Source organism: Citrobacter sp. XT1-2-2 (genome assembly GCF_023516235.1).
GTDB classification, from domain to species: domain Bacteria; phylum Pseudomonadota; class Gammaproteobacteria; order Enterobacterales; family Enterobacteriaceae; genus Citrobacter; species Citrobacter werkmanii.
The window spans coordinates 2,014,323-2,035,797 of sequence record NZ_CP097324.1; the positions used below are offsets into that span (position 1 = coordinate 2,014,323).

The 21,475-nt window shown below is 50.6% G+C and carries 26 protein-coding genes and 3 tRNA genes; 22 read left to right on the forward strand and 7 right to left on the reverse strand.

The window, feature by feature from the left end:
* Window positions 1-75 precede the first annotated feature (75 nt).
* The 7 genes from fliA (at window position 76) to sdiA (ending at window position 5,790) form a co-directional block, all read left to right on the forward strand.
* The gene (gene fliA, locus M4I31_RS09500; protein WP_038641545.1) at window positions 76-795 is read left to right on the forward strand and encodes an RNA polymerase sigma factor FliA; all 720 of its coding nucleotides are present in this window, start codon (window positions 76-78) and stop codon (window positions 793-795) included.
* A gap of 56 nt (window positions 796-851) precedes the next feature.
* Window positions 852-1,403: a flagella biosynthesis regulatory protein FliZ gene (gene fliZ, locus M4I31_RS09505; RefSeq protein ID WP_069323574.1), complete on the forward strand. Its 552-nt coding sequence runs from the start codon at window positions 852-854 to the stop codon at window positions 1,401-1,403.
* Window positions 1,404-1,503: 100 nt separating this feature from the next.
* A complete protein-coding gene (gene tcyJ / locus M4I31_RS09510) occupies window positions 1,504-2,304 on the forward strand; it encodes a cystine ABC transporter substrate-binding protein (RefSeq protein ID WP_032939603.1) in 801 nt (266 codons plus the stop codon).
* 107 nt (window positions 2,305-2,411) lie between these two features.
* Window positions 2,412-3,398, forward strand: coding sequence for a D-cysteine desulfhydrase (gene dcyD / locus M4I31_RS09515; protein ID WP_085048011.1), 987 nt, complete (start codon window positions 2,412-2,414; stop codon window positions 3,396-3,398).
* A gap of 20 nt (window positions 3,399-3,418) precedes the next feature.
* On the forward strand, window positions 3,419-4,087 hold the full coding sequence (gene tcyL, locus M4I31_RS09520) for a cystine ABC transporter permease (protein WP_006684074.1): 669 nt from the start codon (window positions 3,419-3,421) through the stop codon (window positions 4,085-4,087).
* Window positions 4,084-4,836, forward strand: coding sequence for an L-cystine ABC transporter ATP-binding protein TcyN (tcyN, locus tag M4I31_RS09525; protein ID WP_003030477.1), 753 nt, complete (start codon window positions 4,084-4,086; stop codon window positions 4,834-4,836). The genes tcyL and tcyN overlap by 4 nt, the downstream gene beginning before the upstream one ends.
* Before the next feature lie 231 nt (window positions 4,837-5,067).
* Entirely contained in the window at window positions 5,068-5,790 is a 723-nt protein-coding gene (gene sdiA / locus M4I31_RS09530; RefSeq protein WP_038641538.1) for a transcriptional regulator SdiA, read from the forward strand.
* A gap of 66 nt (window positions 5,791-5,856) precedes the next feature.
* Here the strand turns inward: sdiA and M4I31_RS09535 are convergent, their stop codons facing one another.
* Entirely contained in the window at window positions 5,857-6,081 is a 225-nt protein-coding gene (locus M4I31_RS09535) for a DUF2594 family protein (RefSeq protein ID WP_006684077.1), read from the reverse strand.
* Between the two features lie 459 nt (window positions 6,082-6,540).
* On the opposite strand from M4I31_RS09535, the gene uvrY reads away from it, so the two are divergent.
* The 6 genes from uvrY (at window position 6,541) to M4I31_RS09565 (ending at window position 10,081) form a co-directional block, all read left to right on the forward strand.
* Window positions 6,541-7,197 carry a UvrY/SirA/GacA family response regulator transcription factor gene (gene uvrY, locus M4I31_RS09540; RefSeq protein WP_038641535.1) on the forward strand — a complete coding sequence of 219 codons (657 nt, stop codon included), beginning with the start codon at window positions 6,541-6,543 and terminating at the stop codon, window positions 7,195-7,197.
* Complete coding sequence (gene uvrC, locus M4I31_RS09545; protein WP_038641533.1) at window positions 7,194-9,026, forward strand: excinuclease ABC subunit UvrC; 1,833 nt, start codon at window positions 7,194-7,196, stop codon at window positions 9,024-9,026. Before uvrY ends, uvrC begins: the two co-directional genes overlap by 4 nt.
* Before the next feature lie 55 nt (window positions 9,027-9,081).
* Window positions 9,082-9,630 (forward strand): CDP-diacylglycerol--glycerol-3-phosphate 3-phosphatidyltransferase, encoded by a 549-nt coding sequence (gene pgsA / locus M4I31_RS09550; protein ID WP_038641531.1) that lies wholly within the window; start codon window positions 9,082-9,084, stop codon window positions 9,628-9,630.
* Window positions 9,631-9,781: 151 nt separating this feature from the next.
* A tRNA-Gly gene (locus tag M4I31_RS09555) sits at window positions 9,782-9,857 on the forward strand.
* A gap of 51 nt (window positions 9,858-9,908) precedes the next feature.
* A tRNA-Cys gene (locus M4I31_RS09560) sits at window positions 9,909-9,982 on the forward strand.
* A 12-nt stretch (window positions 9,983-9,994) separates the two neighbouring features.
* Window positions 9,995-10,081, forward strand: a tRNA-Leu gene (locus M4I31_RS09565).
* 138 nt (window positions 10,082-10,219) lie between these two features.
* On the opposite strand, the gene M4I31_RS09570 is transcribed toward M4I31_RS09565, so the two are convergent.
* A complete protein-coding gene (locus M4I31_RS09570; RefSeq protein WP_085048013.1) occupies window positions 10,220-10,564 on the reverse strand; it encodes a hypothetical protein in 345 nt (114 codons plus the stop codon).
* A gap of 200 nt (window positions 10,565-10,764) precedes the next feature.
* Here M4I31_RS09570 and M4I31_RS09575 point away from each other — a divergent pair, with 200 nt between their 5' ends.
* Both M4I31_RS09575 and M4I31_RS09580 read left to right on the forward strand, forming a co-directional pair.
* A complete protein-coding gene (locus M4I31_RS09575; RefSeq protein WP_085048014.1) occupies window positions 10,765-11,454 on the forward strand; it encodes a DUF1571 domain-containing protein in 690 nt (229 codons plus the stop codon).
* A gap of 13 nt (window positions 11,455-11,467) precedes the next feature.
* Window positions 11,468-11,938, forward strand: a complete 471-nt coding sequence (locus M4I31_RS09580) for an SRPBCC family protein (protein ID WP_069323579.1) — start codon at window positions 11,468-11,470, stop codon at window positions 11,936-11,938.
* Window positions 11,939-11,957: 19 nt separating this feature from the next.
* Here the strand turns inward: M4I31_RS09580 and M4I31_RS09585 are convergent, their stop codons facing one another.
* Window positions 11,958-12,983, reverse strand: a complete 1,026-nt coding sequence (locus M4I31_RS09585) for a patatin-like phospholipase family protein (RefSeq protein WP_085048015.1) — start codon at window positions 12,981-12,983, stop codon at window positions 11,958-11,960.
* 328 nt (window positions 12,984-13,311) lie between these two features.
* Between M4I31_RS09585 and M4I31_RS09590 the strand changes: the two genes are divergently transcribed.
* From M4I31_RS09590 to M4I31_RS09605, 4 genes are all read left to right on the forward strand, one after another.
* Window positions 13,312-14,454 (forward strand): transglutaminase-like domain-containing protein, encoded by a 1,143-nt coding sequence (locus tag M4I31_RS09590; RefSeq protein WP_085048016.1) that lies wholly within the window; start codon window positions 13,312-13,314, stop codon window positions 14,452-14,454.
* The gene (locus tag M4I31_RS09595) at window positions 14,432-14,788 is read left to right on the forward strand and encodes a mercuric transporter MerT family protein (protein ID WP_085048017.1); all 357 of its coding nucleotides are present in this window, start codon (window positions 14,432-14,434) and stop codon (window positions 14,786-14,788) included. The genes M4I31_RS09590 and M4I31_RS09595 overlap by 23 nt, the downstream gene beginning before the upstream one ends.
* Window positions 14,785-15,066 carry a heavy-metal-associated domain-containing protein gene (locus M4I31_RS09600; RefSeq protein WP_085048018.1) on the forward strand — a complete coding sequence of 94 codons (282 nt, stop codon included), beginning with the start codon at window positions 14,785-14,787 and terminating at the stop codon, window positions 15,064-15,066. Before M4I31_RS09595 ends, M4I31_RS09600 begins: the two co-directional genes overlap by 4 nt.
* 208 nt (window positions 15,067-15,274) lie before the next feature.
* Window positions 15,275-15,940 (forward strand): YecA family protein, encoded by a 666-nt coding sequence (locus M4I31_RS09605; RefSeq protein WP_042307734.1) that lies wholly within the window; start codon window positions 15,275-15,277, stop codon window positions 15,938-15,940.
* Between the two features lie 27 nt (window positions 15,941-15,967).
* On the opposite strand, the gene tyrP is transcribed toward M4I31_RS09605, so the two are convergent.
* Window positions 15,968-17,179: a tyrosine transporter TyrP gene (gene tyrP / locus M4I31_RS09610; RefSeq protein WP_085048020.1), complete on the reverse strand. Its 1,212-nt coding sequence runs from the start codon at window positions 17,177-17,179 to the stop codon at window positions 15,968-15,970.
* A 227-nt stretch (window positions 17,180-17,406) separates the two neighbouring features.
* Here tyrP and M4I31_RS09615 point away from each other — a divergent pair, with 227 nt between their 5' ends.
* Window positions 17,407-17,646: a YecH family metal-binding protein gene (locus M4I31_RS09615; protein ID WP_038641513.1), complete on the forward strand. Its 240-nt coding sequence runs from the start codon at window positions 17,407-17,409 to the stop codon at window positions 17,644-17,646.
* 45 nt (window positions 17,647-17,691) lie between these two features.
* Here the strand turns inward: M4I31_RS09615 and ftnA are convergent, their stop codons facing one another.
* Both ftnA and M4I31_RS09625 read right to left on the reverse strand, forming a co-directional pair.
* A complete protein-coding gene (gene ftnA, locus M4I31_RS09620) occupies window positions 17,692-18,189 on the reverse strand; it encodes a non-heme ferritin (protein WP_038641510.1) in 498 nt (165 codons plus the stop codon).
* Between the two features lie 193 nt (window positions 18,190-18,382).
* On the reverse strand, window positions 18,383-18,718 hold the full coding sequence (locus tag M4I31_RS09625; protein ID WP_038641508.1) for a YecR-like lipofamily protein: 336 nt from the start codon (window positions 18,716-18,718) through the stop codon (window positions 18,383-18,385).
* Window positions 18,719-18,985: 267 nt separating this feature from the next.
* On the opposite strand from M4I31_RS09625, the gene M4I31_RS09630 reads away from it, so the two are divergent.
* Window positions 18,986-19,624, forward strand: a complete 639-nt coding sequence (locus M4I31_RS09630) for an RpiB/LacA/LacB family sugar-phosphate isomerase (RefSeq protein ID WP_085048021.1) — start codon at window positions 18,986-18,988, stop codon at window positions 19,622-19,624.
* Between the two features lie 33 nt (window positions 19,625-19,657).
* Here M4I31_RS09630 and M4I31_RS09635 read toward each other — a convergent pair whose 3' ends face one another.
* Window positions 19,658-21,079, reverse strand: a complete 1,422-nt coding sequence (locus M4I31_RS09635; protein WP_085048022.1) for an MFS transporter — start codon at window positions 21,077-21,079, stop codon at window positions 19,658-19,660.
* A 131-nt stretch (window positions 21,080-21,210) separates the two neighbouring features.
* Here M4I31_RS09635 and M4I31_RS09640 point away from each other — a divergent pair, with 131 nt between their 5' ends.
* Window positions 21,211-21,462, forward strand: a complete 252-nt coding sequence (locus M4I31_RS09640) for a DUF2766 family protein (protein WP_005127709.1) — start codon at window positions 21,211-21,213, stop codon at window positions 21,460-21,462.
* Window positions 21,463-21,475: the final 13 nt, after the last annotated feature.

Here is a 21,475-nt window from a genome sequence, read left to right on the forward strand (position 1 = left end):
ACTATTCACCCGATTAAAACCCCTGCAGAAACGGATAATCATGCCGATAACTCATTTAACGCAGGGCTGTTTATCGTGAATTCACTGTATACCGCTGAAGGTGTAATGGATAAACACTCGCTGTGGCAGCGTTATGTACCGTTGGTGCGTCACGAAGCATTGCGCCTTCAGGTGCGTTTGCCGGCGAGCGTAGAACTGGATGACCTGCTACAAGCGGGCGGCATCGGGTTATTGAATGCAGTTGACCGATATGACGCTTTGCAAGGAACGGCATTTACCACTTACGCAGTGCAGCGTATTCGTGGAGCGATGCTGGACGAACTACGTAGCCGGGATTGGGTGCCGCGTAGCGTTCGGCGCAATGCTCGCGAAGTGGCACAGGCGATGGGACAACTGGAGCAGGAGTTAGGGCGTAACGCGACGGAAACCGAAGTGGCGGAGCGTCTGGCTATTCCTGTGCAAGAGTATCGTCAGATGTTGCTTGATACCAATAACAGCCAACTCTTCTCCTACGACGAGTGGCGGGAAGAGCATGGCGATAGTATTGAGCTGGTGACGGAAGAACATCAGCAGGAAAACCCGTTACAACAGTTACTTGAGGGTAACCTCCGCCAGCGCGTGATGGAGGCGATCGAGGCGTTGCCGGAGCGCGAAAAGCTGGTGTTAACGCTGTACTACCAGGAAGAGCTGAATCTGAAAGAGATCGGCGCGGTACTGGAAGTCGGGGAGTCGCGGGTCAGCCAGTTGCACAGCCAGGCCATCAAACGTCTACGCACCAAGCTGGGTAAGCTATAGGGGTAATCATTACCCCTGAACAATGCCGCATTACGAATTGACTACCAGGAGTTCTCATGACGGTGCAGCAATCAAAAAGACGGCCTCTAAGCCGCTACCTCAAAGATTTCAAACACAGCCAGACGCATTGCGCCCATTGCCTGAAGTTGCTCGACAGGATCACGCTGGTTCGCCGTGGACAAATTGTTAATAAAATCGCCATCGCCCGCCTGGACACGTTGCTGGATGAAGCAGAGTGGGAACAGGAGAAAAAAGAGTGGGTGGCGCTGTGTCGTTTTTGCGGTGATTTGCATTGCAAAGAGCAGAGCGACTTTTTTGACATCATCGGATTTAAACAATTTTTATTTGAGCAGACCGAAATGAGCCACGGCACGGTACGTGAATACGTTGTCCGCCTGCGCCGCCTTGGCAATCATCTGACCGAACAAAATATCTCTCACGAATTGCTGCAGGAAGGGTTCCTCGACGAAAACCTTGCCCCGTGGCTGCCGGAAACCAGCACCAACAATTATCGCATCGCATTGCGTAAGTATGAGCAGTTTAAAGCCCATACGCATATGGGGCATATGCAGAAATCCTCCTGGACAGCCAGTTCTGATATATATTAAAAACGAATAAGGTGTAACGGAGTGGTGTTTGTGAATCACGACAAACGCTCTACACTACGGTCATAAATGATAGTCACTAATGACAATATTCGGGGTAACTATGAAATTAGCACTTCTGGGACGTCAGGCTCTGATGGGTGTAATGGCTGTTGCACTTGTCGCCGGAATGAGCGTAAAGACTTATGCAGATGAAGGTCTGTTAAATAAAGTTAAAGAGCGCGGTACGCTGCTGGTGGGCCTGGAAGGGACCTATCCCCCGTTTAGTTTTCAGGGCGATGACGGCAAGCTGACGGGTTTCGAAGTGGAGTTCGCCGAAGCACTGGCAAAGCACCTTGGGGTGAAAGCCACGTTGAAGCCGACCAAGTGGGACGGCATGCTGGCCTCGCTTGATTCCAAACGCATTGACGTGGTTATCAACCAGGTGACCATCTCTGACGAACGGAAGAAAAAATACGATTTCTCTACCCCGTATACGGTCTCTGGTATCCAGGCGCTGGTGAAGAAAGGCAATGAAGGCGTTATCAAGACCGCCGCCGATCTGAAAGGTAAAAAAGTCGGCGTGGGTCTGGGCACCAACTATGAAGAGTGGTTGCGCCAGAACGTGCAGGGCGTGGATATTCGTACCTATGATGATGACCCGACCAAATATCAGGATCTGCGTGTAGGCCGTATCGACGCGATTCTGGTTGACCGTCTGGCAGCGCTGGATCTGGTGAAGAAAACCAAAGATACGCTGGCGGTCACCGGTGAGGCTTTCTCCCGCCAGGAATCTGGTGTGGCGCTGCGCAAGGGCAATGAAGATCTGCTGAAAGCGGTTGATGCCGCCATTGCCGAAATGCAAAAAGACGGTACGCTGAAAGCGCTGTCTGAAAAATGGTTTGGAGCGGATGTGACGAAATAATCGTCATCCGATGAAAAAAGGCGCCTTTAACAGCGCCTTTTTTTATTTCATTGCGCCTGAACGTGCATAATAAAAAGAACATCACAACAACAAATACCGGAGGCTGTATGCCGCTGCATAACTTAACGCGCTTTCCACGTCTGGAATTTATTGGCGCACCAACACCGCTCGAATATCTTCCACGCTTCTCCGACTATCTTGGGCGCGATATTTTCATCAAACGCGATGACGTTACGCCGATGGCCATGGGCGGCAATAAACTGCGTAAGCTGGAGTTTCTGGCGGCGGATGCGCTGCGTGAAGGGGCCGATACGTTGATAACCGCGGGCGCTATCCAGTCTAACCATGTGCGCCAGACGGCGGCGGTAGCGGCTAAACTTGGCCTGCACTGCGTGGCGCTGCTGGAAAACCCGATTGGCACCACGGCGGAAAACTATCTCAGCAACGGCAACCGTCTGCTGTTGGACCTGTTTAATACCCAGATTGAAATGTGCGATGCGCTGACCGATCCGAATGCGCAACTTCAGGAACTGGCGACGCGGATTGAAGCGCAAGGGTTCCGTCCGTACGTGATCCCGGTTGGGGGTTCCAATGCTCTGGGCGCGCTGGGCTATGTGGAAAGCGCGCTGGAAATTGCGCAACAGAGTGAAGGGGCCGTAGAGCTGTCTTCCGTGGTCGTGGCGTCGGGCAGCGCGGGTACGCATGCCGGACTGGCCGTTGGGCTGGAACAGCTGATGCCACACGTTGAGCTGATTGGCGTGACCGTCTCGCGCAGCGTGGCCGATCAAAAGCCCAAAGTTGTTACGCTACAGCAGGACATTGCCCGTGAACTGGAACTGACGGCCTCAGCGGATATCCTGCTATGGGATGATTATTATGCGCCGGGCTACGGTACGCCAAACGAAGAGGGCATGGAAGCAGTAAAACTGCTGGCGCGGCTGGAAGGCATCTTGTTGGATCCGGTCTATACCGGCAAGGCGATGGCGGGTCTGATTGACGGCATCAGCCAGAAGCGCTTTAAAGATGAAGGGCCAATTCTCTTTATCCATACCGGTGGGGCGCCTGCATTGTTTGCCTACCATCCTCACGTGTAACAATCAGGTAGAAAAACGTAATGCAAGAAAGTATCCAACTGGTGATCGATTCCCTACCGTATCTGCTTAAAGGCGCGGTTTTTACGCTGCAACTGAGTATCGGCGGGATGTTCTTTGGCCTCGTGCTGGGGTTTATCCTGGCGCTAATGCGCCTGTCGCCGCTATTACCTGTACGTTGGCTGGCGCGCTTTTATATCTCTGTCTTTCGCGGAACGCCGTTGATCGCCCAACTTTTTATGATCTATTACGGTCTGCCGCAGTTTGGTATTGAGCTGGATCCCATCCCGGCGGCGATGATTGGTTTGTCGCTGAATACGGCGGCCTACGCGGCGGAAACGCTGCGGGCGGCAATCTCTTCCATCGACAAAGGGCAGTGGGAGGCGGGGGCCAGTATTGGCATGACGCGCTGGCAGACCATGCGCCGGGCGATCCTGCCGCAGGCGGCACGCGTTGCGCTGCCGCCGCTGAGCAACAGCTTTATCAGCCTGGTGAAGGACACTTCGCTGGCCGCGACTATTCAGGTTCCTGAACTGTTCCGTCAGGCGCAGCTGATTACCTCGCGTACGCTGGAAGTGTTCACTATGTATCTGGCGGCCTCCTTGATTTATTGGGTAATGGCGACAGTGCTTTCTGCGCTGCAGAACTATTTTGAAGAACAACTGAACCGCCAGGAGAAAGAGCCGAAATGAGTGCTATTGAAGTCAGAAACCTGGTCAAAAAATTCCATGGGCAAACGGTGCTGCATGGGATCGATCTCGACGTCAAACCCGGTGAAGTTGTGGCGATTATCGGACCGAGCGGTTCGGGCAAAACCACGCTGCTGAGGAGCATTAATTTGCTGGAGCAACCGGAGGCGGGCACCATTAAAGTGGGTGAGATAACCATTGATACCGCGCGGTCGTTAACTCAGCAGAAAGGACTGATTCGCCAGTTGCGCCAGCACGTAGGCTTTGTGTTCCAGAACTTTAATTTGTTTCCCCATCGTACGGTGCTGGAAAACATTATTGAAGGTCCGGTGATTGTCAAAGGCGAACCTAAAGCCGAAGCGACAGCCCGTGCGCGCGAACTGCTGGCAAAAGTCGGGCTGGCGGGAAAAGAAACCAGCTATCCGCGCCGCCTGTCCGGTGGGCAGCAGCAGCGCGTGGCGATTGCCCGGGCGCTGGCGATGCGACCAGAGGTTATTTTATTCGATGAACCCACCTCAGCGCTTGACCCTGAACTGGTTGGCGAGGTGCTTAATACCATTCGCCAGTTGGCGCAGGAAAAACGCACCATGGTGATTGTGACGCATGAAATGAGCTTTGCGCGTGATGTGGCTGACCGGGCGATATTTATGGATCAAGGACGGATAGTGGAGCAGGGACCCGCTAAATCTTTATTTACGCATCCGCAACAGCCGCGAACCCGTCAGTTTCTCGAAAAATTCCTCATGCAATAAATAGTACAAGCAGCACTCACCGGCATTGTTTTATGGTGAGTGCTGTGCGCATAACTATTTATAAATATTGCTTTATTATTAATACTTGATTCTATTGCTTACTCTGGCGATTGAGTCACGCTCAAGTAATTTTTCATTTGTCCGATAATTTGCATATATAAAATACATTTATGTGTTAGCTTGTTTCATATGTTTGGATGATTATCAATCGCAGGGGCATTACCACTTAGTATGCAGGATCATGATTTCTTTACCTGGCGACGGAGCATGCTGTTACGCTTTCAGGAAATGGCGACGGCAGAGGATGTCTATAATGAGTTACAACAACAGACGCAGCATTTAGAGTTCGATTTCTACGCTCTCTGTGTTCGTCATCCCGTACCCTTTACCCGTCCTAAAACGTCACTTCATACGACCTATCCCAAAGCGTGGGTGGCACATTATCAGTCCGAGAATTATTTCGCCATTGATCCGGTGCTGAAGCCTGAAAACTTCAGCCAGGGGCATTTACCCTGGGACGATAGCTTGTTTCGTGATGCGCAACCCCTGTGGGACGCCGCACGCAATCACGGTTTACGCAAAGGGATGACGCAATGTTTAATGTTGCCGAATCGGGCGTTGGGATTTTTATCGGTATCGCGAGCGAGTGTCCAAAATAGTCGTTTTGCGAATGATGAAGTGGAGCTCAGAATGCAGCTTCTGGTGCGGGAAAGCCTGTCGGTGCTGACGCGACTGGAAGATGACATGGTCATGGTGCCAGAGATGCGTTTTAGCAAGCGGGAAAAAGAAATATTGAAGTGGACCGCAGAGGGGAAAACGTCTTCGGAGATAGCGATAATACTGTCGATTTCTGAAAATACCGTTAACTTTCACCAGAAGAATATGCAAAAGAAATTCAATGCGCCAAACAAAACGCAGATAGCGTGTTACGCCGCTGCGACCGGGCTTATCTGAATAAATTATCGTTCTGAGTGTCAGACGCAAAACCGGCTGATAGCAATGCTGTCAGCCGGTTTCTTGTTACTGGCGGTAGGCCTGTTTAATTTGCTTAACAGTGCTGGAAAATACCGCAGCCTGTGATTGATCTTCAATCAGCGCGATCTGTTTTTCCATTTTAAGAATCACGCGTCCAGCATCGGCTTGACCCATTGCCTGCAGCATCAGTGTTAACAGGGCTTTCAGACAGGTGACTTCATTGGCCAGTTCCTGGTTATTCTCAGCAGTGGAAAAGTCAGGCGTACTCATTTATTTTCCTCGTTATGTTTCAATGAAAAAGTGCGATGTCAGATCTTAAGGCGGCGGAGTATACCATAAGCGAGGCTAAAAATATCAGTGGTTGTTTTTTGTGCAAGCTAAAGGGATGGACATTAAAATAAACAACATGTTGCAGTGCATATATTTTCTCCACTTGTTGTTTATTTCGAGTATTTTACTCGTTAATTGTTGTTACAACTTTGGCTGCCTGTTTTGCATTCAGCGCAGGAATATGAATTTTTTGTCACTATTCTGAAACAGCTATGCAGATATAACCGTGGCAGCAGGCTATGAGGCCTGAAATTTTCCACCCGCCGTACAATCTAATTTCCAAAAACGAGAGCAAAATCGAAAGTCGGACGTTTTTTACATTTCAAAGTTGAGATAAAACCCGTTAACATAGGACCGATTAACTATCGGTAGCGTTATCCCTATTCTGGAGATATTCCTTTGATCAACGTTTTTCTTGTTGATGACCACGAACTGGTGCGCGCAGGGATACGACGCATTCTGGAAGATATAAAAGGCATAAAAGTTGTCGGCGAAGCGTGCTGCGGTGAAGATGCGGTGAAATGGTGCCGCTCAAATACCGTGGACGTTGTGCTGATGGATATGAATATGCCCGGTATTGGCGGTCTCGAAGCAACCCGCAAAATTGCGCGTTCAACGGCAGACATTAAAGTGATTATGCTGACGGTACATACCGAGAACCCGTTACCTGCAAAGGTCATGCAGGCAGGTGCCGCAGGATATCTCAGCAAAGGAGCCGCCCCCCAGGAAGTTGTGAGTGCCATTCGTTCGGTTTATTCCGGGCAACGTTATATTGCCTCCGATATCGCTCAGCAGATGGCGCTCAGCCAGATTGAACCTGAGAAAACGGAAACCCCGTTTGCCAGTTTGTCTGAACGCGAGTTGCAGATTATGCTGATGATCACCAAAGGTCAGAAGGTCAATGAGATTTCAGAACAACTGAATCTTAGTCCTAAAACGGTGAACAGCTATCGCTATCGAATGTTCAGTAAATTAAACATTCACGGCGATGTCGAGTTGACTCACCTGGCAATTCGCCATGGCCTGTGTAATGCGGAGACATTAACAAGCCAGTGACCGATCAGTTTGATGCCAAAGCGTTCCTGAAGAGCGTAACCAGTCAGCCCGGCGTTTATCGTATGTATGATACCGCCGGGACGGTTATCTATGTCGGGAAAGCGAAAGACCTGAAAAAAAGGCTTTCCAGTTACTTCCGTAGTAATCTCGCGTCGCGTAAGACCGAAGCGTTGGTCGCGCAAATCCAGCAGATTGATGTCACGGTGACACACACCGAAACCGAAGCGTTATTGCTTGAACACAACTACATCAAGCTGTATCAGCCGCGCTATAACGTATTGCTGCGCGATGATAAATCGTATCCTTTTATTTTCCTCAGCGGCGATACTCATCCACGGCTGGCGATGCATCGTGGGGCCAAGCATGCCAAAGGCGAGTACTTTGGACCGTTCCCCAACGGCTATGCCGTACGAGAAACGCTGGCGCTGTTGCAGAAAATTTTTCCCATCCGCCAGTGCGAAAACAGCGTGTATCGCAATCGCTCGCGACCTTGCCTGCAATATCAGATTGGCCGTTGCCTCGGTCCCTGTGTGGCGGGCCTGGTGAGTGAGGAAGAGTATGCACAGCAGGTCGAGTACGTCCGTTTATTCTTGTCCGGGAAAGACGATCAGGTATTAACCCAACTTATCGCCCGGATGGAAAAGGCCAGCCAAAATCTCGAATTTGAAGAGGCTGCGCGTATTCGTGACCAAATTCAGGCTGTACGTCGCGTCACCGAAAAACAGTTTGTCTCGAATTCCGGGGACGATCTGGACGTTATCGGGGTGGCGTTTGACGCTGGCATGGCTTGTGTGCACGTACTGTTCATTCGTCAGGGTAAAGTGTTGGGCAGTCGCAGCTATTTCCCGAAAGTACCGAATGGAACAGAACTCGGCGAGGTGGTGGAAACCTTTGTCGGGCAGTTTTATTTGCAGGGAAGTCAGATGCGTACCTTACCTGGCGAGATCCTGCTCGATTTTAATCTTAGCGATAAAACTCTGCTGGCGGATTCATTGTCTGAACTGGCCGGGCGGAAGATTAATGTTCAGACGAAACCGCGCGGAGATCGTGCGCGTTATCTGAAGCTGGCGCGTACCAACGCGGCAGTAGCGTTAACCACCAGGCTTTCTCAGCAGTCGACCATTACTCAGCGACTGACGGCGCTGGCATCGGTATTGAAGTTACCCGCTGTAAAACGCATGGAGTGTTTTGACATCAGCCATACGATGGGCGAGCAGACGGTCGCCTCCTGCGTGGTTTTTGATGCCAATGGCCCACTGCGCGCAGAGTATCGTCGTTACAACATCACCGGCATTACGCCGGGCGACGATTATGCGGCGATGAATCAGGTTCTGCGTCGGCGTTACGGTAAGGCGATAGAAGAAAGTAAGGTTCCGGACGTCATATTGATCGATGGCGGTAAAGGTCAGTTGGGACAGGCGAAAGCCGTTTTTGCTGAGCTGGATGTTCCCTGGGATAAACAGCACCCACTTTTGCTGGGGGTGGCGAAAGGGGCCGATCGTAAAGCGGGTCTGGAAACGCTATTCTTTGAGCCGGAAGGAGAGGGCTTTAGCCTGCCGCCGGATTCGCCCGCATTGCATGTGATACAGCATATCCGCGATGAATCTCACGATCATGCGATCAGCGGACACCGGAAAAAACGCGCGAAGGTGAAAAGTACCAGCACGCTTGAGACCATTGAAGGCGTTGGGCCTAAGCGTCGGCAGATGTTGTTGAAATATATGGGCGGTTTGCAAGGTCTTCGTAACGCAAGTATTGAAGAAATTGCAAAAGTGCCGGGTATTTCGCAAGCTCTGGCAGAAAAGATCTTCTACTCGTTGAAACATTAGGCCCTCTGTAGCAACATAGGGGTAATTTCACTGACAACAGATAGTTATCCGTCATATGCAATTTAATATCCCTACGTTGCTCACGCTGTTTCGCGTCATCCTGATCCCATTCTTTGTATTGGCGTTTTATCTGCCATTCACCTGGGCTCCCTTTGTTTGTGCGCTGATCTTCTGTATTGCGGCGGTCACCGACTGGTTTGATGGCTATCTGGCGCGTCGCTGGAACCAAAGCACGCGTTTTGGCGCCTTCCTCGACCCCGTTGCCGACAAAGTGCTGGTTGCTATCGCGATGGTGCTGGTGACGGAGCACTATCACAGCTGGTGGGTGACGCTTCCTGCCGCCACGATGATCGCGCGTGAAATTATCATCTCTGCGCTACGTGAATGGATGGCAGAACTGGGTAAACGCAGCAGTGTGGCAGTGTCCTGGATCGGTAAAGTGAAAACCACTTCGCAGATGGCCGCATTGGCGTGGTTGCTGTGGCGCCCAAATATTTGGGTAGAGTATGCCGGGATCGCACTTTTCTTCGTCGCTGCGGTACTGACTTTGTGGTCAATGTTCCAGTATTTGAGCGCTGCATGGGGAGATTTGCTTGAACAGTGATCGTTTCGGCGCAAATTTCAGCAAACGATCGTCAGTGGTGAAAAATATCGTTGACTCATTGCGTCAGGTAAGTAGAATGCAACGCATCGAACGGCAGCACTGATTGCCAGACGATAACAAAATCAAGTGATTAACAAAGTTACTTGGTGATGCGGGAATAGCTCAGTTGGTAGAGCACGACCTTGCCAAGGTCGGGGTCGCGAGTTCGAGTCTCGTTTCCCGCTCCAAATTAAAGGCATCGGCAATAGCGGATGTCGGCTGAAAAGCCAGAAGATTTCGGCGCGTTAGCAAAGCGGTTATGTAGCGGATTGCAAATCCGTCTAGTCCGGTTCGACTCCGGAACGCGCCTCCAATTTCTTCCCGAGCCCGGATGGTGGAATCGGTAGACACAAGGGATTTAAAATCCCTCGGCGTTCGCGCTGTGTGGGTTCAAGTCCCACTCCGGGTACCATGGGAAAGAATAGAATAATCAAAGCAATAAGCAGTGTCGTGAAACCACCTACGGGTGGTTTTTTTGTGCCTGTAATTCGTCGTTTTATCCTGCCTGATACGTAAAATGCCCTTCAAACATTTGCAATAGATAATCACTCTATCGACGAATCGGTGCGTTAAGCATAAATCGTCCTCGGGCAGGGTTGTTGATAAACCCATTTCGGGCAGGATTATCGTTGAGGTCCTGGAAACCATTTATCATGGTGGGATCGCCAAAGCTATCCTGAATCGCTAAATGTCTGTGGATTCGGTTTGGTGCCCTGAACGTGAAAGCGAAATCATCTGTACCGCCAATGATGATGATGCCATTACCGGCACGGAGTGCCGCGCTTAACGCTTGCTCACTCGCGGCCTGGTTTTGTAACGCGCTGGCTGTGGCAGATGATGACGCCAGCAGCAGTAAGATGAGAACGGCGCATGAAAATACCGATGGCAGTTTCATGATTAATACCTGTTAAGAGTATGGCTATTAAAGTATAGCTTGATGTTGTCACCTCAACTGAAAAGAAAACCAACAATTTAACCAACTGTTCCTACTGCGTCTGAGAAGCAGGGAGAGTAGCGCCACGCGGTTAAGAACTATAATAACAGTCGACAGGCGATGACTCCTGTTGGCAGATAGTACAGATACAGGGGGCGGCCATGAGCGTCTCATTTTTTCCGCTAGTTGCGTTCACCGCATTGCTTGTCTTTAGTTGCTCAGTATGGTCGGTGGAAGAAAGAGGGGGATTATCACCGCGAGCCAGAGCCACGGATCCTGTTGCATTTTCGCTGCAGTCATTTAACAACATGAGCTCTTATCAGGTCATGCTGCGATCTTCATCTGCGCAGGATGAGAATAAAATCATTCGCTACAGCTATCAGAAACCCGGCTACGTACGAATGGATTTTTCCCAGCCGCATTCAGGCGCGGTGCTCATCTTTAATCCCGTCATCGGTAAAGTGACATTATGGCCATTTGGTGTGGGGTCGTTGCCCATTTTGCACCTGTCGCCGACCAATTCATTGATCCAGGATGAGCGCGGTCATCGGGTGGATCGTTCTGATATCGGCGTGTTGTTAGGCAATATTCGCCATCTGCAGCGCGAGGGAACAACGACGGTTGTTGCTCAGGAGCGTCTAGCGGGGCGGGAGACGACGCATGTGTCTGTGGTTGGGCCAGGAATAATGACAGTGGATGGCGTTCACCGCTACGACGTCTGGCTGGATAATTATCACGGATTCCCTGCCAAAGTGATCGGCTATTCCCCAGATGGGCGGCGATTAGAAACCGTTCTTCTGGAAGCTATGGTTATCAACATCCGTTTTCCCGCTAATTTCTTCACGCCTTGAGGGAGCCCGTACTATGGCTGAGTATCAGTTTTCCACGGTCTGGCGGGTTGAGGCTTCAATCCAGGAGGTATGGGATATTTTTTCCCATCCGGACCAGTGGCCGGAATGGTGGGGAAGTCTGGAAAGAATTGTGGAGATTAAGAAGGGGGATTTACAGGGCATTGGCGCGCTACATCGTTATACCTGGAAAGGGGCGCTTCCTTATCGTTTAACCTTTGATATCAACGTATTGAATATTCTCCCTTGCTCTCTGCTTGAAGGACAAGCCAGCGGGGCGGTAGAAGGGCGAGGTGTGTGGTCTTTTACTGCGAGTGGCAAAGAGACTATTGTCAAATATGACTGGAATGTCCGAACCACTATCCGTTGGATGAATTATCTTGCCCCGCTGGCGGCACCTGTATTTCGCTGGAATCACAATACGGTCATGCGTGAGGGGGCAAGAGGGTTAGCCCGTAAACTGGCAACGAAGGTGCATATATTTTGAGCTCAGTCAGCGTTGGGGATTAATGAGCGTCCTGATATTTAAAATTGCCTCCACTATTGATTAATAACTTAGCGATCTCAGTCAATGTCTTATCATACACGGCGGCATTTTGTAGACCTGCCTGGCGCAGAAGTTCTAAGTTTTCACGCGATGCGTTATCCAGCGTTGGATCGGCGCCGTATAGTTCAGGCTGTATTCTGTAGTATTTAGAATTTTTTACCGTTGAGGCAATTTGTTGCAGATAATACGCGGTCATCTGCGGCCCCCCCTCAAGCGCGATATCAATAGCCGGTTTTGCCCAGCCAAAGGGGCCCCAGTCCTTAACTTCGGAATAGGAATACCCCTGCAATTTCTTGCCGGTTCCCAGTGAGACAATAATCATATCCTTAATGCCAGCGACATTACTGAATTTAATCGCTTCGGAATAGGCACAGAGCGCGGGGTCGTTTGCTACCACACCGCCATCAACCAGGACAAATTTTTCGGGAACAGGGGGCAATGAATAAATACGCGCTGCTTCGAAATAGGTGGGAGCCGCAGAGGTACCCCGTAAAGCGTCCCTGACCAGGAAGTCCCGATTTTTGGCGAGGGCTGAATGTTGTTTGAAAATGACAGGAAGACGACTGCTCACGTCATAAGAAACAAAGCAGGTTGGTCTTAATAATTCACTGAGTTTTGTTTCACCGAATGCCATTTTTAATACTCGCTCCAGCTCCTTTGCAGAATATTTCTCATCGGTAGCGCCACCCAGTGAACTGATTGTTTTCCAGACACCGACATCAAAAATTTCATCCCCATCCTGAAGGTAGAAATTGACGGCTTCCTGAGCGGAGAACTTTGGTTTTCCTTTTGTGTCAGGGCAAACATAAGCAGAACACAGAATGGCCCCGGTACTGGTACCGGCAACCAGATCGAAGTAATCCGCAATTCTGGCGGCAGGATTTTCTGATATATCCTGCAATTTCTTCTCCAGTGCCACAAGTAGCATACCCGGCAGGATGCCTCTGATCCCGCCGCCATCAATAGACAGTATTCTCATTGCCATTTTTACTTCCTCCCAGAATATGAAACGGGATTATGGATTGGGTTATTTCTACTATTGCATGCATTTAAATATAGGCCGGATTTCTGCTGCGTTTGCTTCATGCGACAGGGTGATCTGGCAGATTGATATCCGCTTGCTACTGTACTTTTTTGCCTGTAAATGGCTTAATAGCGACCTTGTAGTCTCTCATTTCATTCACAGTTAACAGGTCTGTTATTGATGAATAATCTCCATCGACTCGCCTTTTTAAGTCAGCGTCTGTCTGCTGTGATGATCGCCGGTTTCCCAACGGGCCGTAGCTCAACTCTTACAACATGGACAGACAGCAATGCAACGTCGACAATTTCTCAAAAATAGCGTTCTCCTTTCCGCCGCCGGTTTAGTCGGGCCTACGGTTCTTAGCCAGACGGTACATGCCGCGGAGCCAACAGTCGCGCCTGTCGCGCGTCGACGCTTTGTCTTATCACAAACGTATAAACTCAACCCTGCTGAGGGATCGCGCGGTGTGGTGAAACTCTGGATCCCGCTACCTGTAGATACTGCGTTTCAACAAATGACAGCCCTTGCCTTTAGCGGGAACTATCAGCAGGCGTATGTCACCACCAACAATGCCTATGGCGCGAAGACGCTGTTCGCCACCTGGCCAGACTCCCAGAGCGAATTGTTGATTAACGTTGATATCGACATTGAAACCGCCGACTGGGAGCCGTTGAAGCAGGATGCGCTAAAAACCTGGCAAGTACCGGAGCAGATTATTTATCCGCTGGATGTAAAACCCTACTTGTTACCGACGGCACATACGCCTGTTGATGGGCTGGTTCTGGAAACCGCGCGCAAAATTACCGGTAATGAGCAAGATCCGCTGAAAAAAGCGCGTCTCATTTACGACTGGGTGAGTAGCCATATGGAACGAGATAATGACGTTATTGGCTGCGGTACCGGTGATGTGGCGGAGATCTTAAAAAGCGGCAAGCTCAAGGGAAAATGTACCGATATGAGCTCCGTTTTTGTTGCTTTGGCACGGGCCAGCGGTATTCCGGCGCGTGAACTGTTTGGCATCCGTCTGGGCAAAGCCAATAAGCTCGAGCGCTACTCGAAAAGCGCCTTTGGCAAGGCCGATAGCGCAGGCGTTGCCGATGTCAGCGGTGGACAGCACTGTCGCGCCGAATTCTATCTGGCAGGTTACGGTTGGTTACCGTGCGATCCCGCTGACGTGACCAAAATGCGTCTGACTGAGAAAAAATCGCATCAGGACGCCGATGTCCAGGCCGTCAACGCTTACCTGTTTGGTAACTGGGAAATGAACTGGGTAGGATTCAACTACGGACGTGATTTCGAGTTGTATCCGGCGACAGAGCAGGGCGCCATGAACAACTTTGGTTATCCTTACGCAGAAGTCGATGGCGACCCGATCAATTTCTACGATCCTAAAGTGTTCTCCTACCGCTATGTCGCCACAGAACAACGCTAAAGGCGCGGGACTGACCCTGCTGACGGCCGCGGCGGCTGCCATCACTGCCGGCTTATGCTGCGTTGGGCCGCTGTTATATCTGTTATTTGGTATTTCAGCGGCGAGCTTTGCTGTTTTAACCCGGTTTGAGTTTTTACGAATTCCTTTGATGCTGCTGTCATTGGGATTATTACTGCGTGTTTTCTGGCGACTCTATTTTTCCAAACGGTTGTGGTGTTCTGGCTGGCTAACCCTGAAACAAGCGCGCGTTCTCTACTGGTGTGCGCTGGCGTTGATTTTGCCGGTGTTATTTTACCCAACGCTGGTTGCCTGGTTTTATGAGGTGTTTGAATGAAGATTTTCACGTTAGTTGCAGGCTTATTATTGCCGTTGTGGGGTCAGGCGGCCAATCAAAAAGTGGTGCTGGATATACAAAATATGACCTGCTCGCTATGCGTAATTTCGGTCAATCAGGCATTACGCGAAACCGATGGCGTCATTAAGGCGAAATCCTCACTCAAGACAAGGCAGGCAGAAGCGATCGTGCCTGAAGGTTTTCCTACCGATACTTTGCTTAAAGCGGTAGAAAAAACCGGGTATAGCGCGACGCTTAACCGTATTGAGCAACAATAACCACCTACGGGTGGTTTTGTTCTGTTTTCCCGGTATGATGCCCGGCGGCCTGGTGTTCTCTTTTGTGCGTTAACTACCGGAATTCCCCTCGTTTCCTGTTAACCTGAACTGGCGGCAATTGTAAGCCGCCCACGCCCATTTGTATCTGTTATCCCTCCAGCCATGTAGGATGATTACAGGCGAGAATTTTTGACTAAGGAAAAGCGTTATGAAAACGGGACCATTAAACGAGAGCGAACTGGAATGGCTGGATGATGTACTGACTAAGTACAATACGGACAAGGCTATTCTGGATGTGTCAGAACTGGATGGTTTGCTGACGGCGGTGCTCAGTTCACCGTATGAAATTGAACCGGAGCAGTGGCTGGTCGCAATTTGGGGTGGTGCGCAGTATGTCCCTCGCTGGTCCTCCGAAAAAGAAATGACGCGCTTCATGAACCTGGCGTTTCAGCACATGGCGGATACGGCCGATCGTCTGGATGAATACCCTGAGCAGTTTGAGCCGCTGTTTGGTCTGCGTGAAATTGACGAGCATGAACTGACCATCGTAGAAGAGTGGTGCTTTGGTTATATGCGCGGCGTCGCGTTGTCGGACTGGTCCGCATTACCGGATACGTTGAAACCGGCGCTCGAGGCTATTGCGCTGCATGGTACAGAAGAAAACTTCGCGGTGGTTGAGAAACTGACGCCAGAAGAGTTTGAAGAAAGCGTGGACGCTATCCGTCTGGCGGCGTTGGATCTGCATGCCTGGTGGATGGCGCATCCGCAGGAAACGCCGGTGAAGGTGCCGGTAAAAGTGGATGCCAAAGTAGGACGTAACGACCCGTGCCCGTGCGGCAGTGGGAAAAAATACAAGCAGTGCTGTCTGCATTAACAGAAAGGGGCGTAAAGCCCCTTTTGTTTAACCCACTTCAGGCAGTAACCCTGCTGCAATGGAAAACTGTACCGCTATTACCACAATGCCGCACATAAACACCAACGCCAGCGCCGGTGCGCCACCCGCCACGCGGTAGTTAGCCTGCGGGTTATGTTTTCTGCTTTGCCATGCCAGCATGGCGGGGATCAGTAGCGCCAGTACCGCGAGGGCAACGCCCGCATATCCCAGCGCCATCACGAAACCACGTGGATAGAACAGCGCAAATGCCAGCGGCGGCAGGAACGTCACCACGCCGGTTTGCATCCTTCCTGCTACGGTATTTCGGCGCTGGAAAAGGTCTGCCAGATAGTCAAACAGCCCCAGCGCGACACCGAGGAAAGAGGTCGCCAGTGCGAGATCGGCAAACAAATGTACCGCCAGTTCAACGTGCGGCGATGCCACGACTTCGCGTAATGCCTGTAGCAATCCGTTTAAGCCAGCGTGGTTGGCTAACAGCCCCATGAACGTGGACGAGTTAATGCTGCCCAGCGTTGCCAGTTGCCAGAAAATATAGGCGATCAGAGGAATGGCGCTACCGGTAATAAATACCCAGCGCAGTTTACGGATGTTACCGTTCATATAGCTGACGATACTCGGAACGCTGCCGTGAAAACCGAACGACGTGAAGATAACCGGGATTGCGGACAGCGCCAGCCCTTGCTGAAGCGGCAGCGTAAGCAGATTCACTTTATGGATATGCGGCATTAACAGGGCCAGCATCGCTACCAGGAAAATTATCTTGGCACTGAACAACAGACGGTTGAACAGATCGACCAGCGACGTCCCAACGCAAACCACACCACCGGCAACAAAGGTGAACAGCAGTACACCTGTTGATGGCGAGATAGCTGTCCCGGTCCAGTCGCTGATGCTGGAGGCCAGCAGTTCACCTGCGCCACTGATATACGCCGCCGTCAGCGCGTACATTAAAAACATCATGCTAAAACCCGTTACCCATTGTCCGTAACGGCCAAGATAACGTTTCGCCAGGGTACCCAGCCCGGTGTCAGCCGGTACGTGTTGATACACTTCAAGCAGCAACAGCGCGGTGTAGCACATCAACGCCCAAAGACTGACTAACAATACCAGCGTGACGCTAAACCCCACGCCTGCCGCAGCCAGCGGCATTGCCAACATACCGGCACCAATCGTGGTTCCCGCCACGATAAAAATACTACCCAGGGTTCTGTTTTTCACGCTTTCCTCTGTCCCAGAGATAATCAACGGTTATATCTGCGGCGCAGGTTAAGGCAAAACATTATTTTCGTCAAATCACCGTTACAATCCATGTACATAAATCTTTACGACTGTTGGGTGATTTTAAGATGTATGGGAAATGACATTTATCTGCTGGTAAACCTGTGTTAGCGCAAAGCAGCGCCCTGCGGTTCACATTAGGCTATGCCCTTTATTGAGGAGGTAGTATGGAATCTATTCACGGGCATGAAGTGCTCAACATGATGATTGAATCTGGCGAGCAGTATTCAAATGCCAGTCTTGAGGCGGCGATTACGGCTCGTTTTGGCGAGCGGGCACGTTTTCACACCTGTTCTGCGCAAGGAATGACGGCGGCTGAGCTGGTGGCATTTTTAGCGGCGAAGGGGAAGTTTATTGCAAAAGAAGACGGCTTCTCTACGCACGAAAGCAAGATCTGCCGCCATTAAGATTATCGAATAACGGTGGTATCTCACCACCGTTATCCAACAGAATTAATTCTGCGTATCGAGCGTAGCCAGCTCTTTGTCGATGAAATAAAGACCTTCACCGCTTTTTCCTGCCAGCGATAGCTTATCAATAACAGATTTAAATAATTTCTCTTCTTCATGCTGCTCGGCAACATACCACTGCAGGAAATTAAACGTCGGATAATCCTGGTGGGTCATTGCCGCGTGAGCCAGTTCATTAATTTTCCGGGTGATCAGCTGTTCGTGTTCGTAAGTGACACGGAACAGTTCGTCCAGAGAAGCATATTCAGCGAAGGGGGAAGAGACGGTATTAATACGCGGTAAGCTACCGGTGTCAGTCAGGTAGTCGAACAGACGCTGCATATGCGTCATCTCTTCCTGGGCGTGACGGCGCAGAAACGCGGCAGCACCTTCGAAGCTGTGATAGCTGCACCACGCGCTCATCTGTTGGTAGAGCAGAGATGAATATAATTCAAGGTTCATTTGCTCATTCAGTTGGTCGATCATTTCTGTTTTCAGCATGGTTCTGCTCCACAAACGTTATTATATATTACGTGGCGCCACTATAATTTGTTATTTAATTATTTGCAAAAGGTAAAATAATAAATTTATTTATTAAAAATACGAATGGGAATAAAACGCATTAACGCTATTGAGCGGAGGATATAAATACCGAAGTAACAAATGACCAGCAAAAAAATGCTGGTCGAAAATATTAGTAATTGAATGAGGACGCTGGAGATACCGCGACGCCGTGACACTGCCAGGCGAGCGTAATTTTGGTGTTCAAACATAAAGAACCGGCATATACGCTACAGGTTGACACTGGCTGCCCAAACGCAACGGCGCTGGCATAACCCATACGCTGGCACTCTTTGGTGGCGGTTCCCTGGGTTACGTAGTCATCGGTTCGTGCCGTTTGCAACATGGCCTGGTTGTAAGTCAGGCGAACCACGCCGGTGATGGCGCTGGCTTCGCTCACCTGCGCCTGTTTAGTAATAGTGCATCCTGTCAGCACGAGCGGCAAAAGGGCAATGATAAAGGTCTTCATGAGATCGCTCTGAAAGTTCGGAGATAGTCTATCATGGCATGCCTTTCGACGTATCAATGGCTTGAATAGCCTGAAGATCACCTGCGATTAATCGCAACGACGTCACTTTCTTGAGGCCATTCTGAGCTGCTGAGGGAAAAATGTGAGCCCTTCATTACTTTATAAAACAAAATTTCATTAAATTTGAAAGTGGGTTTGCAAAATAGTAATGTGGCCTGAATGTTATGACTTTCAGCAGTCCACGCTACGCATTCAGGAGATGACAGAATGAAAATTGCATTGATGATGGAAAACAGCCAGGCAAGCAAAAACGCCATCATTCATAACGAGCTTAAAGCCGTTGCGGATGAGAAAGGTTTTCCCGTTTATAACGTCGGCATGAGCGATGAAAATGACCATCATCTGACCTACATTCATTTAGGGATTATGGCCAGCATCCTGCTGAATTCCAAAGCCGTGGATTTTGTGGTCACCGGCTGTGGTACGGGTCAGGGCGCAATGATGTCACTGAATATCCATCCGGGAGTCGTATGCGGCTACTGCCTCGATCCGGCGGACGCATTCTTGTTTTCTCAGATCAACAATGGGAATGCGCTTTCTCTGGCCTTCGCCAAAGGCTTTGGCTGGGGTGCCGAGCTCAATGTGCGCTATATGTTTGAAAAAGCGTTTACTGGACGTACCGGGGAAGGTTATCCACCCGAACGTAAAGAGCCGCAGGTGCGTAACGCCGGTATTCTGAATCAGGTGAAAGCGGCAGTGGTAAAAGAGAATTATCTGGATACGCTGCGCGCTATCGATCCTGAACTGGTGAAAACCGCCGTCTCGGGTCCACGCTTCCAGCAGTGCTTCTTTGAAAACTGCCAGGACAAGTCGATCGAAGCGTTTGTGCGCGAGATTATTGGCTAAATCCTGCTGGCCCGGCGGTGTTCTCCCGCCGGGCTATCTGTTCTTATCTGACACCGCACTTCCGGCATCACGGGTAAGCCGCAGCGTATCCACCATACCGACCAGACAAATTATGGCGATAGCCACAAAGGCCAGGCGGAAGCTGATCCCCGGAATATTGCCCAGCGCCAGCCATTCACTGACTTCAGCGCCGATACGGATCCCAATAGCGGCTAATGAAATTCCCAGTCCCACTGCTAACTGTGTTGCCGTACTGAACAGCGTATTGGCGTAGCTCATTTGCGACGCGGGGACGTCCGCAAACGCAAGCGTACTGACGCCGGTAAACTGGATTGAACGGAACACACCGCCCAGATACAGCACCAGCAAAATAACCCATACGGGCGTTTGCGGCGTTATCAATGCACAAGCCAGCAGCGCCAGGACGTTAAGGGCCCCGTTGATCAACAGCAATTTCTTAAAGCCCAGCCAGCGTATCAACGGCGTGGTGGCAGGTTTTATCGTCAGATTGCCTACAAACACCGCCAGCACCAGCGAACCTGCGTGAAAAGCGTTCATGCCAAAACCTACCTGGAACATTAACGGCAGCAGAAATGGTACGGCGCTGATAGAGGCACGAAACAGCGATCCGCCATACATCGTGACGCGAAAAGTCGGGACGCTCATGGCATCAAGACGAATCATCGGCCAGGCGGCGCGGCGAAAATGGCGTAGGGCAAACAGGAAAGTCGCTATTCCCAGCGTGAGAAGTCCGGCAGTTAGCCAACCCTGCGGCTGCTGGGTTCCCAGCAACTCCATGGCATACACCAGACTTACCATGGCAACAGAGGTCGCGACAAAACCCGCTATATCAAACGGACGGCGCTCGTCGTCATGAATATCCGGAATAAAACGTAGCGCCAGCGCTATCGCCAGTATTCCCAATGGGACGTTAATGAAGAAGATCCACCGCCAGTTGGCATAGCTGGTGATGAATCCGCCTAGCGGAGGACCGATGATGGGCGCGACTAACGCGGGCCAGGTCAGAGTCGCAATGGCGGTGATTAACTGATGTTTAGGCGTGGTGCGTAGTACCGCAAGGCGGCCAACAGGAACCATTAATGCGCCGCCCACGCCCTGTAAGATTCGCATGGCGACAAAGCTTTCAAGACTGGTGGACAAACCGCATAAGACCGAGGCGAGGGTAAATATCGCCAGTGCGAGGGTAAACACTTTTCTGGCGCCAAAGCGGTCCGCAATCCAGCCGCTGGCGGGGATAAGTACGGCGAGGGTGATCAGGTAGGCGCTAATACCAATATTCAGGTCAACCGCCTGTACGCCAAAGCTTTTGGCCATGTCGGGCAGGGCGGTAGCGATCACCGTACCGTCAATAAACTCCATAAAGAAAGCGCCGGCTACAAGTAATGCCGCCGGGGAGAGACCGCGTTTATTCTCAACTGCTAAATGTTCACTCATGTTGTGCTTGCCATCTCAAAAGAAACTGACCGGGTCTGTTTTTTTATTTTCAGCGTATCCGTTATGCGTACGCCGCTACCGTTTCGATCGCTGAATGGGTACTATGACGACCTTTCTATAAGGAGCTCATTATGTCCCAAACACTGAATGCCGATCAGGAACTGCTCTCGGACGTTGTTGCCTGTCAGCTGGTTATCAAACAAATTCTGGATGTCATTGATGTTATCGCCCCGGTAGAAGTCCGGGAGAAAATGTCCAGCCAACTGAAAAGCATCGACTTTTCAAGTCACCCTGCAGGTGCCGATCCGGTTACTATGCGCGCAATACAAAAAGCTGTTGCCTTGATCGAGTTGAAATTCACGCCGCAGAATGAGTCTCACTAAAATAAACCGTTGT

Excerpts from the sequence above, each read along its gene's own strand:
- M4I31_RS09595 (WP_085048017.1), top strand. The coding sequence starts at position 14,432 with ATGTCGCCACAGAACAACGCTAAAGGCGCGGGACTGACCCTGCTGACG.
- ftnA (WP_038641510.1), bottom strand. The coding sequence starts at position 18,189 with ATGCTGAAAACAGAAATGATCGACCAACTGAATGAGCAAATGAACCTT.
- M4I31_RS09585 (WP_085048015.1), bottom strand. The coding sequence starts at position 12,983 with ATGGCAATGAGAATACTGTCTATTGATGGCGGCGGGATCAGAGGCATC.
- M4I31_RS09575 (WP_085048014.1), top strand. The coding sequence starts at position 10,765 with ATGAGCGTCTCATTTTTTCCGCTAGTTGCGTTCACCGCATTGCTTGTC.
- fliZ (WP_069323574.1), top strand. The coding sequence starts at position 852 with ATGACGGTGCAGCAATCAAAAAGACGGCCTCTAAGCCGCTACCTCAAA.
- dcyD (WP_085048011.1), top strand. The coding sequence starts at position 2,412 with ATGCCGCTGCATAACTTAACGCGCTTTCCACGTCTGGAATTTATTGGC.
- pgsA (WP_038641531.1), top strand. The coding sequence starts at position 9,082 with ATGCAATTTAATATCCCTACGTTGCTCACGCTGTTTCGCGTCATCCTG.
- tcyN (WP_003030477.1), top strand. The coding sequence starts at position 4,084 with ATGAGTGCTATTGAAGTCAGAAACCTGGTCAAAAAATTCCATGGGCAA.
- M4I31_RS09605 (WP_042307734.1), top strand. The coding sequence starts at position 15,275 with ATGAAAACGGGACCATTAAACGAGAGCGAACTGGAATGGCTGGATGAT.
- M4I31_RS09590 (WP_085048016.1), top strand. The coding sequence starts at position 13,312 with ATGCAACGTCGACAATTTCTCAAAAATAGCGTTCTCCTTTCCGCCGCC.
- M4I31_RS09580 (WP_069323579.1), top strand. The coding sequence starts at position 11,468 with ATGGCTGAGTATCAGTTTTCCACGGTCTGGCGGGTTGAGGCTTCAATC.
- tcyJ (WP_032939603.1), top strand. The coding sequence starts at position 1,504 with ATGAAATTAGCACTTCTGGGACGTCAGGCTCTGATGGGTGTAATGGCT.
- M4I31_RS09570 (WP_085048013.1), bottom strand. The coding sequence starts at position 10,564 with ATGAAACTGCCATCGGTATTTTCATGCGCCGTTCTCATCTTACTGCTG.
- sdiA (WP_038641538.1), top strand. The coding sequence starts at position 5,068 with ATGCAGGATCATGATTTCTTTACCTGGCGACGGAGCATGCTGTTACGC.
- M4I31_RS09535 (WP_006684077.1), bottom strand. The coding sequence starts at position 6,081 with ATGAGTACGCCTGACTTTTCCACTGCTGAGAATAACCAGGAACTGGCC.
- M4I31_RS09630 (WP_085048021.1), top strand. The coding sequence starts at position 18,986 with ATGAAAATTGCATTGATGATGGAAAACAGCCAGGCAAGCAAAAACGCC.
- M4I31_RS09600 (WP_085048018.1), top strand. The coding sequence starts at position 14,785 with ATGAAGATTTTCACGTTAGTTGCAGGCTTATTATTGCCGTTGTGGGGT.
- tcyL (WP_006684074.1), top strand. The coding sequence starts at position 3,419 with ATGCAAGAAAGTATCCAACTGGTGATCGATTCCCTACCGTATCTGCTT.
- M4I31_RS09640 (WP_005127709.1), top strand. The coding sequence starts at position 21,211 with ATGTCCCAAACACTGAATGCCGATCAGGAACTGCTCTCGGACGTTGTT.
- M4I31_RS09635 (WP_085048022.1), bottom strand. The coding sequence starts at position 21,079 with ATGAGTGAACATTTAGCAGTTGAGAATAAACGCGGTCTCTCCCCGGCG.
- M4I31_RS09625 (WP_038641508.1), bottom strand. The coding sequence starts at position 18,718 with ATGAAGACCTTTATCATTGCCCTTTTGCCGCTCGTGCTGACAGGATGC.
- M4I31_RS09615 (WP_038641513.1), top strand. The coding sequence starts at position 17,407 with ATGGAATCTATTCACGGGCATGAAGTGCTCAACATGATGATTGAATCT.